This window comes from Jeotgalibaca caeni (assembly GCF_028863945.1).
Lineage (GTDB): Bacteria > Bacillota > Bacilli > Lactobacillales > Aerococcaceae > Jeotgalibaca > Jeotgalibaca caeni.
In genome coordinates, this window is sequence record NZ_JARBEA010000003.1 from 66619 (window position 1) to 81504 (window position 14886).

Annotated in this window: 11 protein-coding genes; 10 read left to right on the forward strand and 1 reads right to left on the reverse strand. The window is 40.5% G+C overall.

Annotated elements, in window-relative coordinates:
* Nucleotides 1-88 precede the first annotated feature (88 nt).
* The 10 genes from mnmL to PVE40_RS01200 all read left to right on the forward strand — a co-directional run bounded on the left by mnmL (nucleotide 89) and on the right by PVE40_RS01200 (nucleotide 13522).
* The gene (mnmL, locus tag PVE40_RS01155; RefSeq protein WP_274730028.1) at nucleotides 89-1030 is read left to right on the forward strand and encodes a tRNA modification radical SAM protein MnmL/YtqA; all 942 of its coding nucleotides are present in this window, start codon (nucleotides 89-91) and stop codon (nucleotides 1028-1030) included.
* 16 nt (nucleotides 1031-1046) lie between these two features.
* Nucleotides 1047-1904, forward strand: a complete 858-nt coding sequence (locus PVE40_RS01160) for an AAA family ATPase (protein WP_274730029.1) — start codon at nucleotides 1047-1049, stop codon at nucleotides 1902-1904.
* A 129-nt stretch (nucleotides 1905-2033) separates the two neighbouring features.
* On the forward strand, nucleotides 2034-3797 hold the full coding sequence (locus PVE40_RS01165) for an ABC transporter ATP-binding protein (RefSeq protein WP_274730030.1): 1764 nt from the start codon (nucleotides 2034-2036) through the stop codon (nucleotides 3795-3797).
* Complete coding sequence (locus tag PVE40_RS01170; RefSeq protein WP_274730031.1) at nucleotides 3790-5568, forward strand: ABC transporter ATP-binding protein; 1779 nt, start codon at nucleotides 3790-3792, stop codon at nucleotides 5566-5568. The genes PVE40_RS01165 and PVE40_RS01170 overlap by 8 nt, the downstream gene beginning before the upstream one ends.
* Nucleotides 5569-5579: 11 nt before the next feature.
* A complete protein-coding gene (locus PVE40_RS01175; RefSeq protein WP_274730032.1) occupies nucleotides 5580-6179 on the forward strand; it encodes a ribonuclease H family protein in 600 nt (199 codons plus the stop codon).
* 147 nt (nucleotides 6180-6326) lie between these two features.
* On the forward strand, nucleotides 6327-7652 hold the full coding sequence (locus PVE40_RS01180) for a diguanylate cyclase domain-containing protein (protein ID WP_274730033.1): 1326 nt from the start codon (nucleotides 6327-6329) through the stop codon (nucleotides 7650-7652).
* Nucleotides 7653-7770: 118 nt separating this feature from the next.
* Nucleotides 7771-8487, forward strand: a complete 717-nt coding sequence (locus PVE40_RS01185; protein WP_274730034.1) for an EAL domain-containing protein — start codon at nucleotides 7771-7773, stop codon at nucleotides 8485-8487.
* A gap of 54 nt (nucleotides 8488-8541) precedes the next feature.
* Nucleotides 8542-10782 carry a glycosyltransferase family 2 protein gene (locus PVE40_RS01190; RefSeq protein ID WP_274730035.1) on the forward strand — a complete coding sequence of 747 codons (2241 nt, stop codon included), beginning with the start codon at nucleotides 8542-8544 and terminating at the stop codon, nucleotides 10780-10782.
* Complete coding sequence (locus PVE40_RS01195) at nucleotides 10757-12592, forward strand: glycosyltransferase family 39 protein (protein WP_274730036.1); 1836 nt, start codon at nucleotides 10757-10759, stop codon at nucleotides 12590-12592. The genes PVE40_RS01190 and PVE40_RS01195 overlap by 26 nt, the downstream gene beginning before the upstream one ends.
* 81 nt (nucleotides 12593-12673) lie before the next feature.
* The gene (locus PVE40_RS01200) at nucleotides 12674-13522 is read left to right on the forward strand and encodes an aldo/keto reductase (protein ID WP_274730037.1); all 849 of its coding nucleotides are present in this window, start codon (nucleotides 12674-12676) and stop codon (nucleotides 13520-13522) included.
* Nucleotides 13523-13539: 17 nt separating this feature from the next.
* Here the strand turns inward: PVE40_RS01200 and PVE40_RS01205 are convergent, their stop codons facing one another.
* The gene (locus PVE40_RS01205; RefSeq protein ID WP_274730038.1) at nucleotides 13540-14223 is read right to left on the reverse strand and encodes a YczE/YyaS/YitT family protein; all 684 of its coding nucleotides are present in this window, start codon (nucleotides 14221-14223) and stop codon (nucleotides 13540-13542) included.
* Nucleotides 14224-14886 lie beyond the last annotated feature (663 nt).

The window sequence follows — 14886 nt, forward strand, 5'->3', positions numbered from 1 at the left end:
CGTTCTGAAACGTGCGTTGGTTTTTCTTTTTTTAAAAAGGATATTCAAAAGAAAAAGGTCGTGTTAAAATTTTCACGAGGTGACGAAAATGAAAGTCCAACAACAGAAAAGATATCACACGTGGAATGAGCATTTAAAAGAAACATTCGGTGAAAAAGTATTCAAGGTCGCGCTAGACGGTGGGTTCGATTGTCCAAACCGAGATGGCACGGTTGCACATGGAGGTTGTACCTTCTGTACCGTATCGGGGTCAGGAGAATTTGCTCAAAGCAGAGTCGATCCATTACCCATCCAAATGCGTAAAGGAATCGATGTCATGCATCAAAAGTGGCCGAACACAAAAAAATACATCGCTTATTTCCAGAATTTCACCAATACCCATGCGCCGGTAGACGTGTTGCGACACCGCTATGAACAAGTCGTCAACGAAGAAGGTGTGGTAGGAATTATGATTGCCACCCGGCCCGACTGCTTGCCGGATGAAACGATTGAGTATTTGAGCGAATTGAATAAACGGATGTATATGTGGGTGGAGCTTGGTCTACAAACGACACACGAAGAGACGAGTATAAAAATTAATCGTGCTCATTCTTATGAAACATATCTAGAAGCGGTAGCCAAACTTCGAGCGCATGGAATTCGAGTCTGCACCCACTTAATTAACGGTTTACCAGGTGAAACGTATGAAATGATGCTGGAAAACGTTGAACGAATGGTCCTTGATTCCGATATTCAAGGTGTGAAACTACATCTGTTGCACTTGATGAAAAATACAAAAATGGTACGTGATTATGCCCAAGGACGTTTGCAATTTTTGGAAATGGACACGTATGTGAATTTGATTTGCGACCAGTTGGAGATGATTCCCAAAGAAATGGTTATTCACCGCCTAACAGGGGACGCACCGCGTGATTCGTTGATTGGTCCAGAATGGAGCTTGCGGAAATGGGAAGTGCTGAACGCCATTGATGCGGAAATGGAAAAAAGAGGGAGCTTTCAAGGAATGCGTGATGTGAGAGTTCTCGTTTAAGGAAGGAGGAAGCGTAGTGAAATATGTAGACTTTTTTACGTTCCCAGATCAGGAAGTGGAATTTGATTTTCTTATTAAAATCAAGCAGACGGTCTACAATTCGTTCTACCCATTCAAAACGTTATCGAAAAGACAGTTTGAACGTATTGATTTTGAACCGATTACCATTTTATATGGCGGAAACGGATCGGGAAAAACGACCGCATTAAATGTGATTGCAGAGAAGCTTTCGCTCCAGAGAGAGGCCCGCTTCAACCGTTCCAGTTTCTACGAGAAGTACTTACATTTTTGTGAAGTAGAGTGTGCCCATAAAATACCACCCCAGAGTCGCATCATTACGAGTGATGATGTATTTGACTATATCTTAGATATTCGGACTCTGAATGAAGGAATTGATGAGAGACGAGAAGAGGTGTTCCAGGAATATTTAAGCAACAAGTATGCGAAATTTCAGATGCGCTCTATGGAAGATTATGATCAGTTGCACCAAATCCTGGAAGCGAGAAAGAATACTCAATCCCAATATGTAAGAAATGAGTTAATGGGAAATGTACGCGAATATTCGAATGGGGAAAATGCGTACCGTTATTTTACGGAAAAGATTGAGGATAATGGGCTCTACTTATTAGATGAGTCAGAGAACAGCTTGTCTCCAATCCGTCAATTGGAACTTGCCCAATTTCTGGAGGATTCGGCCCGCTTTTTTGGCTGCCAGTTTATTATTTCTACGCATTCCCCGTTCTTGCTTGCGATGAAGGGTGCTAAGATTTATGACCTGGATGCAGAACCCCTAGACATAAAACCTTGGACCGAACTCTCAAATGTTCGGCATTACTATGATTTTTTCCAAAAGCATAAAGACGAGTTCCAATGAGATTCCAGAGCAGAAATGAACGCCACAATATGTTAGAATAGAATAAATCCAGACCAAGAACACTTTTTGACTGTTGGAAGGTGTTTTTTAGTGTTTATTTTAGGTGCAAGAAAAGGAAGGAATGAGACCGTGTTTGCTATATTAAAGAAACTATCCTGGTTCTTCAAACTCAGGTGGAAAAGTTATACGTTTGGAATTATTGCCTTAATCATTTGTGCGGTACTGTCTGCAGTAACGCCGTTGATTCTAGGAAACATCATTGATGAAATGACGGCGAACACCTTAACTATGCGAGGTCTTGCCATTCAGTCGGGCATGATCCTGTTATTTGCAATTATCATGTATGTACTACGATACGGTTGGCGGACCGCTTTGTTTGGAAATTCGACCTTACTGGAATCGATTATGCGGAACCGTTTGTTTGCTCACTTCACGAAAATGGATCGTCCCTTTTATAATGAGTACCGGACTGGCGACTTGATGGCTCATGCGACCAATGATTTAGCGGCTCTTCGCTTTGTTGCGGGTGGCGGTATTTTGTCCATCACCGACTCCATTTCAATCGGCGGGATTACGTTATTTAGTATGATTTTCTTGGTGGATTGGCAATTGACCTTAACGACCATTTTGCCATTCCCGTTGCTCATCTTTGCAGCACGCTATTTAGGGAAAGCCATTAATAAACGGTTTCGTAAGTCTCTGGAGTCTTTCTCGCAGATGAATAACCAAGTGCAAGAGAGTGTTGGCGGCATGAAGGTGATCAAAACGTTCGGTGAGGAAGAACAACATTATGCGGATTTTGTTAAAGATACCGATTATGTAGTTGAAAAAAATAAAGACGTTTATCAAGTGGATTCAGCCTATACACCTGTCATTGAAGGAATTACCGGTTTAACCTATGTGCTGACATTATTCTTTGGTACCTATTTTATTTCCATTGGTCGCATCACGCTAGGGGAGTTGATTGCCTACTTCAGTTACTTGTCCATGATGGCCTGGCCGCTATTGGCAATTGGTCGGGTGGCGAATACGTTGGAGCGTGGGAATGCAAGTTACAACCGGGTCATGGAACTCTTGTCGTATGAACCGCATCTGAAAGAGGCCAAGAATCCCATTCATACACCTGTAACCGGGGATATTGATTTTCAGGTAAAAGAATTTACGTATCCAGGTGGACAACAAGTTGTTTTACAAGATACCAACTTCCATTTACCTGCAGGGAAAACACTAGGAGTAGTTGGACACACGGGAGCAGGGAAGAGTACGGTCTTCAAATTGTTGATGCGTGATTACGATCAATATCAAGGGCACATTTCCTATAACCAAATCGATGTGAAGCAGTATAGTTTGGATGCCGTGTCGCAAGGAATCGGTTATGTACCTCAAGATACGTTCCTCTTTTCAACAACCATTCGTGAGAATATTCGTTTCGTTAATCCGATGCTGACGCAAGAAGAAGTAGAACATTTCGCGAAATTGGCAGATATTCATGAAGATATTATGCAGTTCCCAGAAGGATACGATACAAAGGTTGGCGAACGAGGTGTTTCCTTATCAGGAGGGCAGAAGCAACGGATTGCGATTGCAAGAGCCTTAGCAACGGAAGCGGAATTCCTCATACTGGACGACGCTCTGTCAGCTGTGGATGCACAGACAGAATCACGGATTTTGGCTAACTTACGTTCCTTACGTCAAAATGAATCAACCATTATTGCGACGCACCGGATTAGTTCCATCATGCATGCAGACGAGATTATAGTTCTGGATAAGGGGCAAATTGTAGAGCGTGGACAACATGCGGAACTCTTACAAAAGGACGGATGGTATCGCAAGATGTACGAAGAACAACAGCTGCAAAGAAAAGTAGAAGAAGGAGGGAAAGAAAATGGCTGAACGAAAAGCTACCTTCACGATTAAGGAACAAGTTCGTATCTTATCTGGCCTGTTCTCTTTTACGAAGCCATACTGGATTCCTTTCTTCCTCTCCATTGTCTTAATGATGGTTATTTCTGGAATCAATGCCTATTTACCAGTGGTCATTCAGCGATATATTGATGAGTATTTATCGGTTAATCAAGCAACCTTAGCTGCTACGATCCGGATCTCTGTATTTTATTTAAGCTTTGTCCTATTGAAAATGGTGGTTGTTTACCTCAAGGATTATGCATTCAAGTTGGCTTCTGAAAAGACCGTAGCGGATATGCGAAATGGGGTTTACCACAAAGTAGTCCATTTGGGGATGCGTTATTTTGACCAAACACCGAATGGTTCGATTGTCTCTCGGGTGACAAATGATACAGAAACAATTAAGGAATTTTGGAATGTATTCTTAACTTTCTTAGATGGATTACTAAATGCAATTTCCATTGGGATTGCCATGTTTGCCTTAAATGTGAATCTTGCCTCCGTATTTCTTGCTTTTATTCCGGTAGTGATTGGATTAATTTACGTTTACCAAAAGTATAGTACACTCATTTATGGAAGAATGCGGGAAGCGCTGAGCCAAGTGAATGCAAAATTAAGCGAATCGATCAGCGGAATGAGTATCATTCAGCATTTCCACCAAGAGGATCGGATGAAGAATGAATTTGATGTAGTGAACCAACAATATGTGGTTGCACGTACAAATATGTTTAAGATGAATGCATTACTATTGATGCCGGCAATTAACTTGCTGGAATCAATCGCTTTGTTCCTGGTGCTGTGGATTTTTGGACTTCGTCATTTAGAAGGGCTGACCGTTGATATTGGGATTGTTTTTGCCTTTACTTCTTATGCCAAGTCATTCTTCCAACCAATTGGAAATATGCTGGACAGTCTCAGTGTTTTCCAAGACGGGCTCGTATCAGGTACACGAGTATTAGAATTGCTCCACCGGGAAGACATCGCACCGGAAGCAAAAGAGGGTGCAACAGGAGACATCACTTCTGGGAAAATTGAGATTCGCAATCTATCCTTCTCTTATGATCAAGAAAAAGAAGTATTGCAAAATATTAATATAGAAGCAGAACCAGGACAAACCATTGCTTTGGTTGGTCAAACTGGATCAGGTAAGAGTTCGATTATTAATGTATTGATGCGCTTCTATGATTTTGAAAAAGGGGAAGTCTTGTTGGATGGACAAAACATAAAAGATATCCCTACACAAAAATTACGTGAACAAATGGGACTCGTATTGCAGGACAGTTTCATGTTCTACGGTGATATCGCCGATAACATTCGCTTGCATGGGAATTATACAGATGAAGAAATTCGCCAAGCAGCAGAGTTTGTCAATGCGGATAGTTTCATCAATGAATTAGAAGGCGGTTATCATACAAAAGTGATTGAAGGTGGCGCAACCCTTTCAACAGGAGAGAAGCAGTTACTAAGTTTCGCTCGAACGATTGTGCGTAATCCTAAAATTCTAATTTTAGATGAAGCAACCGCTAATATTGATACAGAGACAGAGAAGAAGATTCAAAAAGGGTTGGAAAATATGCGCCGAGGTCGTACCACGATCATTATTGCACACAGATTATCTACCATTCGCGATGCAGATAAGATTTATGTATTGCGCCATGGAAATATCATTGAAGCAGGTACGCATGACGATTTAATTGCGCAAAACGGTGTCTATCATGATATGTATCAACTACAAACCTTCCAAGAAAATAAAGACTAAGGGAGCAACAAATGGCAACGAAATTTTATGCAGTTCGCAAAGGCAAGAAGCCGGGAATATATCGGACATGGCCGGAAGCCCAGAAACAAATTATGGGCTTCTCAGGAGCAGAGTTTAAGTCATTCCCCACTGAAAGAGAGGCACAGGATTTTATTACACCTCCTGAACAAGTTGCAGTCGATTGGGCAGCTGCCGATACAATCGAAGCATATGTGGACGGTTCCTTCGACCGAATTAGCAACCGCTACAGCTATGGCGTTGTAATTGTAAAAAATGGGGAAGTGCTGGATTCTTTTTACCAAGCTGGGTCTGATTCACGCTATCTAGAAAGTTTTCAAATAGCAGGAGAAGTATTTGGCGCATTAGCTGCTATTCGTTGGGCAATCGAACATAACTATCGTGCCATCCAGATCCGCTACGACTATATGGGAATTGAACAGTGGGCGTTGGGAATGTGGAAAACAAATAAACCTGTTTCGAAAGATTACGTTCAACAATTCAAAGAGTTGGCCCCACAAATTATGGTTCGTTTTAAGAAGGAAAAAGCCCATACTGGGATAGAATATAATGAGTTAGCCGACCAATTAGCCAAAAAAGCCTTACAAAAATAAGAAGCAATGGAAGCATAGAAATGGGAGTGGGAATCGCTCCTATTCTATGCTTTTTTATTATTTAATTCTAATCCGAAATAATTTGAATTTTGGTTCATGCTCCTGTAAGATAAAACTACTTTTAGACAATAAAAATGAGGTATGACAATGAGAAAAAAATTAGTCTCTTTGCTAATTGCTTTCGTGGGTGTGGCATTGTTAGCGATTCCTATTTATTCTCTGCAGTTAGAATATGAGAGTCAATATCGTGAAAATGCCAAGACAGCGGCAGCGCAAGAATTGAGGCGGATCAAGGAAGTGATTCAAGCCGACTTAAAATTTAGTTTGAATTACGCTCATTTTCTAGAATTAGTGATTAAGCAGAACCCAGACTTTGCAGATGAAGAACTGGGAATTTATGCTGAAATGATTACTTCAGAGAATCCCCTTGTAGATACTGTCTTTTTTACGAGAAAAGGAATTGTTGACTTTATCTATCCTTTGCCTGAAGGTGGGCAGGAACTCTTAGGTGGCGACATCTTCAAAGACCCGACCAGAATTGCCAGTCTCCAGTATGCGATTGAAAATCGTACTGCTGTCACACAAGGTCCTTTAATTGAAGAAAATATGCGCGTATACAATCGTCAACCTATCTTTATCGAGGATGAGTTTTATGGTTTTGTTTCGATTAGTGTTGATTTCTATACTCTGTTAAAAGAAAACGATGTAACAGAAGAAAAAGGCGAACTCTCTTTAGCCCTTCAAGTTGATTCTCCCTATAGTGAAGTTCCTCCAGAAGTTGTTTGGGGAGACCCTTCTGTACTGGAAATTGAGCCCGTTACAGAAGTAATTGAATTTCCAGGTGAAGAGTGGATACTGGCAGCTTATCCGAAAACAGGCTGGGACGTGTTGCCTCGCCAATTTTTCTTTCAGTTGCTACCTTATTATATTTCCCTCATCGTCTTTTTCTTAACCGTCTTTACCTTTGTTTTCCTCTATTGGGATCGTCGGGAGAAAGCTTACTTCGATGGCTTAACTCAAACGCTTAATAAGGTTCATTTTGAACGGTATGTGGATATCCAATTGAAGCTAAATCGTGGAAACGATGCGATGTTGCTTGTCGATTTGAATGAATTTAAGAATATTAATGATACGTATGGACACAGCGTTGGAGACAAAGTGTTGACCGATGTATCGGAACGAATTCGAAAAACGCTTCGCACTACGGATAAGCTTGGCCGCATAGGTGGAGATGAGTTCATGGTCTATTTAAAAGATGTAGATTCAGAAAAGAATCTAGCACTAATTCAACAAAAAATTTATGAAGCGATGAAAGAACCGTTTATTTATCGCTATACCTACTTGCATGCCACTCTTGCCATCGGTGCTGTCATGATTCCGCCAAACGCAACCTTCCAACAAGTTTATGAAAAAGTAGATCGCAATATGTACATCCAAAAGACAGCTATAAAAGAAGCCCATAAGAAAACTTAATTCTGGTCATTTAGAGTCGATATATTGAATAGAAGTTAATAAATCTTTATAATCGAGAAGTAAGCGTCAGTATTTCTTTTACCCAAACGTTTATCTCATAAGGAGAGGTTTTGTCGCGATGTACCGAAAAGAAATTGAGGATTTGTATTTTGTCTACCAACCTATTGTAAAAGTGTGTTTGGCTGAAGATCGAGAAGTGCACGCGTACGAAGTTTTGTTGCGTAGCAGAAAAACGAATGGGTTTCCTTTAGAACTATTTATGAAGTTGATTCATACAAATGAAGGAAATGCAGTACTCTTAGAAAAGTGCATGGAACTAATTGCCACTTATTTCTCTGGAACCGAGAAAACCCGAGTATGCTTGAATTTACACCAAGATCAACTGTTACATTCGTCTACTTGGGATTATTTAGAAAAAATGACGCCCTACAGTGAACGCTTAGTTTTAGAAATTACGGAATTGCCTCCCTATTATTTGCGTTATACAGATAACCAAAATAGTTTAGACTTAAAATCAGTGATGGGACGAATTAAATCGTATGGATTCCATATTGCACTCGATGATATTTCTAGTGGTCAAAACACAATGTTGACTGCAATTGAAAATATCCATAACCTATCTTACGTGAAATTTTCCTTATTACCCTTTCGTAAAATGGAAGAAACCTCTCTCTTTCTGTTTTTGAAGGCTTGGCAGCATACGGTTAATCATTATGGTATTTGTTTTATTGTGGAGGGTGTAGAAGACAAAGCGTATGCTAAAAAATTAATGGAAATTGGTGTCTTGTATCAACAAGGATATTATTGGGGCCGAGGTAAAGAATTGACGAGTTAAAAGGAGAGGTGCGTTGCGCCCCTTTTTTTGTGTCATTTATTAAGGAGAAAAAAGATGAAGATTAGAAAAAAAGTAGTTTATTCCTTGGCGTTTCTTTTTTCAATTGTCTATCTCACGTGGCGAGGGTTATACACCTTGCCGTTTCAGGAATCATTATTTGCGATTGTCTTTGGAATACTGCTATGGATAAGCGAAATTGTATCAAACTTTACTGCCGTCATTTTAATTTGGAGCAAAAATAAAGCGAAAGAAATTAAAAAACCAGTCGTTTCTAACGAAGATTACCCAGACGTTGATGTGTTCATTGCGACCCATAACGAGGAAGAAGAATTGTTGCTGAAGACCGTGAATGCAGCGGTGCGCATGGAGTACCCAGATCAGAGTAAGGTTCATATTTATTTGTCAGATGATCAGAATCGCCCTGGAGTCAAAGCTTTGGCCGAGAAATTTAAGATTGGCTATATTGGTTTGACAGGCAATAAGCATGCTAAATCAGGAAACTTAAACAATGCGTTAGCACAAACGGATTCTCCTTTAGTGGCTACCTTTGATGCAGATATGATTCCGTATTCGGGCTTTTTGATGGAGACGATTCCTTATTTTATTGCGAATCAAAAGGAACGGGAAAATAATACAAATGTAAAACCTCTTGGGTTCATTCAAACTCCGCAAAGTTTTTACAATGCAGATGTATTCCAGTTTAATTTATTTTCTGAAGAAACGATTCCAAATGAACAGGACTTCTTTTCCAGAGAAGTAAACGTATTGAATAATGTGTATGATGCTGCCATTTATACGGGATCGAATACGGTGATTGCTAGACGAGCGATTGAGGATGCGGGCGGGTTTCCGACCGATACAATTACGGAAGATTTTGAATTAGGTGCTCTCATTAATAGTAAAGGCTATAAAAGTATCTCCACCACGGAACCGATGGCAAGCGGGCTTACGCCAACTGATATACCGAGTATGCTGAAGCAACGGATACGTTGGGGGAGAGGGGTTGTGCAAAGTATTCGCAATTTGAAAATCTTCCGCAATAAGAACCTTTCCTTGCAGCAAAAATTAATTCTCATGAATAGCTACTTGTATTGGTGGTCATTTGTTAGACGACTGCTGTATATTTTAGCACCGATTCTTTTTACTGTTTTCAGTATACGTGTGGTGGATACGGACTTTTGGACTCTGCTTCTATTCTGGTTGCCGAGTTATTACTTCCTTCATCTAGCGCAACAGGATCTTTCTACAAATATCCGGACGCAACAGTGGGGAGAAGTACAGGAAACGATTTTGGCACCCTACTTATTTATTCCGGTGTTCTTGCAGTTTATTGGGATGAAAGAAACGAAGTTTAAGGTTACGAACAAAGGGGCTACTCAAGCAAAAAAAGATTTGTTGTATGTTTTGCCACATCTTGTACTATGGGTGTTGACGGTTATTGGGATTGTGAGATTTAACTATGGAAAGTTTGGTTCGGAGATTTTTTATGGAAGTGTCATCACATTCTGGCTGTTTACACATTTGTTTAACCTTACTTTTTCCGTGTTATTTTACTTAGGTAGACCGGTTTACCGTAAAACGGAACGATTCTTGGCTCATCACGAGCTAACAGTGCAGGCGGGTGCAAAGGAGTACCACTTCCAAACGCATAATATTTCAGAAAATGGTCTGTCTTTCTTAACAGAGTCACCTATTTATTTCTCGGATTCTATGCCGCTGCTCATTACGATTACTAAGGAAAATTATACTGCTCACCTAACAGGAAGCGTTGTTCGTGTAATCAAACAAGGAAAACAGTGGCTATATGGGATTTCTTTAGAAGAGATACCGGAGCACGACTATTTGGAATATTTGCAAATCATTTATGACGGCTTCAACAAGAGTTTGCCGCAGTTTCGTGATGCATGGATGACACCATTTGAGCATTTCTTTGCGAATATTAGCCGAAGATTTGCTCGCTTTAAAGGGCCATCCGCTCCTTTAAGTACATTTCCGATCATTGCAATAGAAGAGCCGGTACAGGTGAATGAAGAAGAATGGCTCCTTCACTCGTTTAATTATCAGACAATGGTAGTTTCAACGGAGTCGGAACAAGCTGCCCCAGTAGCGATTGAGGTGGAAATAGACCAGGTTCGTTTTGACCTGGAATTTATGGAAGAACTTCCGGGGTATAAGTGGCAGTATCGTGTAAAGAACTTGGAGCAGTTGATTGCTTCAGAACAATTGGATCAACTACTGGCGAAATGGACGCAAGAAGTAGGAGGGACTTATGATTCTAACTACGCTACGACTTAGTATTTTTATTCTGTCGCTGTATGGATATGCCGCATTGTTTGCATTCCGTTTAGGTTTTCATAAACAGATGAGCTGGATCGCCAGTATTTGTGCCCAAATCTTGATTCTTTATGCGGGTGCTTACCTGGGCTTCTTACCAATAACAGGATGGGTTTTGTTTGCTGTCGGAATGATTCTTTCTCTCTATTATTTTATTAAAGAGAGAAGATACCGATTTTTTGAAATAAACTTTGTGACCATTGGGATGACTGTTTATTTTGTGGTGTTTGCGGGAACACTTTTGCAGACGTACTTGGAGCATTATGACAACTATTCCCACTGGGCAATCATTGTGAAGTTTCTCTATACAGAAGGTCGTTTGCCAACTGCAACTGACTCGATCATCAGTTTTACTTCTTATCCGCTCGGTAGCTCCTTGTTTGTTTATTACACGACATTAATTGCTGGATTCAGTGACCAGATTATGTTGGTGGGCCAATTCATCCTTATCATCAGTAGTTTGTACGCTCTTTTTGTGATCTTGCGTGATCGCAGACGCAGGTTGATTACCGCGATGATGTTTACCTTTTTTGCGGTATTTAATCACTTCAATATTGCTATTCGCATCAACAATCTATTAGTGGACTATTTGTTGGCAGTCCTTACCTTAGCAGGGATAGCTGGATTGTTCCACTTGCAAAAAGACAGCAAACGAATGGCTTGGTATTTGGTTCTCATTGTCGGGACCTTAAGTATGATTAAAAATAGTGCCCTATTCTTTGTCGGGGTGTTATTTCTCTATTATCTCTATCTGTTGATAAAAAATCGCAAACAGTCAAAAAATCATTCCCGGTATTTTGGGATAGGGGTTGCTGCTTTAGTAGCGAGCATGCTGCCGTTTCTAACATGGTTGGCACATGTGAGGAGTAATTTTCCACAGTCGAAGCATGAAGTAAGCCTATCTGCCTACCAGCAGATGTTTGAGCAAAAGGATTACGCGATTCTAGAACAGATTACGGATCTCTATGTTTCTACAATTACCGATTTTTCTATTCTATCTACCCAAGGAATTCTTTTGGTGAATGTATTGTTCATCGGAGGGTACCTGATTATTCGCTGGGGATTCAATCGGAAAAATACGCTGCTTCGATATGCGGTAGCAACAAACGCAATGATTATCGCCTATTACTTCGGAATTTATTTGATGTTCCTGTTTTCAATGCCAACAGAAGAAGCTCTGTACTTGGCCGGATTTGAGCGCTATGCATCCACAATCGTCATTCTGGCATTGGGAATTTGTATGCTGGTACTGGCTCGGGAAATTGATTATACATTCTATGAACCGATTGTCGTCAAGCGTAATTACCGCAGCTATAAGAACATCAGAACGAAAAAGATCTATCAATATACCACCTTGTTCCTGATATTTGTTGCGACCTTGCTCTTTCTCTCAGAAAACAATGGGATGCGATACAACAATGCCAACTTCGCCGATTCAGTTCCTGCTCGATTTTCCCAAGTAGTAGGTAATGAGATGAAGCTGAATGAACAACGCTACTTGGTTGTGACGACCAATAAGGAAGCAGTGGAAAATTACCAAGTCGGTTTTGTGGGAACGTATTTCCTTTACTCCCCGCATGTCTTCGGGCGTGAAGACTTTGTGATGGATCAGGAGCCTTTTATAGCATTGCTAGAAGAGTATGATAAAATCGTCGTCTTGGAGGAACATTTTACCTTTAATGTGATGATGGAACAAAGCTTTGAAACTTCTTTACAGCCCGGTGTTTATGAAGTAGCAGAAATTGTGAATCAAACGCTCACCACAGAATAAACGACAGAGAGCGTTTTTATTTTGGGATGTCTTTTGAGAATGATAAACTATGTTTATTAAAAGACGGGGAGGAAGAGATTCATGAATCATAATATTCCAAAGGTTACATTAAATGATGGACATAAAATCCCACTCATTGGGCTAGGGACGGTAGGAACAAAAGGGGCATCCGGCGTTCACGAGTTGCTTAGTGCCTTTGAAAAAGGGTACCGTTTGATTGATACTTCCACAAATTATGAAAATGAAGGAACAGTCGGCGAAGCAATCCGTCGAAGCAGTATTCCGCGTGAACAATTCATTATCAGTTCTAAACTACCTGGCGCGCATCACAAGCATGATGAAGCCATTTATATGATTCAAGAACAGCTCTATCGAATTGGTTTGGCATACTTTGACAAGTATTTGATTCATTGGCCGAATCCAAAAGATGGCTTGTATCCAGAAGCGTGGAAGGCATTGGTCCATGCCCAAAAGTATGGCTTGATTCGAACCATCGGGGTTTCAAATTTCTTGCCAGAGCACTTAGAAAGAATTATCGATGAAACAGGGGTTGTTCCTGCCACAAATCAGATTGAACTGCATCCGTACTTCAACCAAAGAGAACAACGCCAAGTCCATGAAGAGTTGGGCATCATCACAGAATCATGGAGTCCTTTTGGTAGAGGGAAGAATGACGTGTTTAGTGACGAGGTTATTAAAACCATTGCTGAAACACATAAGAAGACGCCTGCTCAAGTGATTCTACGCTGGAATGTCCAGTTAGGTAACATTGCGATTCCAAAGGCAGGTACGGAAGAACACCAAGAACAAAACTTACAAATTTTTGATTTTGAACTATCTACCGATGAGATGTTCCAGATGAATAGCTTAAATAAATCAGACGGCAGGATTGATAATCAAGATCCGGCTGAATACCATGAATATACATAATTTCTTTTTTGTTAAGGCTAATGAGCGACGTCTTTCTCGGCAGTTGGGGTACTTAGCCAACGGACGAGTTTTGGATGGAAGTGTTTCATGAACCAACCCAAAATTTTGCCGATAAATACAGAAGCAAACACCGTGACGATACCAATGGAGCCAAAGGAACGCAAGAAAATAAGACATATTAATCCGGCGACAATTACGTTTATGACGTCTCCAGTAATTTTTGCTTTTCCAAACGGCATGTGGAGTTCACGGCTGATGACTTTTGTTAATTCATCATAAGGCATCAAGGTAAGTTTCGTGCTCGAATAAAGGAATAATCCACCGGCTACTAGAAACAGGCTGATGGATAAATACAAACCCTGCACGATGAGGGATGTGTGTACGGGAATCCACATGTCAATCAAGCGTAAGCTCAAGTCTATGAAAAAGCCAAATAAAAAAGCAATCACCATTTGGATGAGTGCATCTTTCCATTCAAATCGCTTCGCCAAGATCACTTGAATAATAATGAATAGTAGATGGGTCAAGATTGTAGTCATGCCAACTGTTATGCCGGTAGTCAGTGAAACGGCATAAGCGAGGGATGAGACAGGTGAGACAGCAAGGTTAGCAACAATCGATAGGCTTACCCCAAATGATAATAGAAATAGGCCGACCACATATAGTCCAAGTCGTTTTAATCGGAACGTTTTTTGAATCACAATCATCCTCCTCCATTTGAATCCAACTAAGCATATCATAGAAGATGGATTTAGATAAGGAACATAAAAAAACTCCAGTTGATACATAAACGGAATTTATGTATCAACTGGAAGAAATGGTTACTGTAAGAACTTCTCCCAATCACCAATGCATCCAAGTCATCCGCATACCCATTGTCCCCAAACTTGCCTGCTCAGATTGTAGCCGTTTCTTCACGGTTCCGTTAAAGCTCGCTCCTGATTCTTTCAAACGAATCATGCAATAACTGCAGCGATTAAGCCAGCTTTCATATCATTGGTATCACGTCCATATATTCAGAAAATCCGAGCGCTTTACCAGGATTACTTCCTTCTCAAGTAGCGATCAGCTGATTCCGACCCGGAGCAAATTCAACTTGCTCACAGGGAATTCCATAATGTTCAAATATACGCTATAAGTGATCAGCCACTAACTTTTCAACGCCCAATACAATTTTGATTTCGACGACTTCTTTTAACAACTGCAATGCTTTTTGATTATCCAAGAAAAACCCTGTCGTTTTATATGAAAACACAAGCTAAAAAAAGCGCAAAAAGTCACTACCCATGGTATCATGTAGGTGTTAAAATTTTAAATTTTTAGAGGGCTCTTGTTCTGTTGCCGCAGACCGAGAGCTTTTTCCT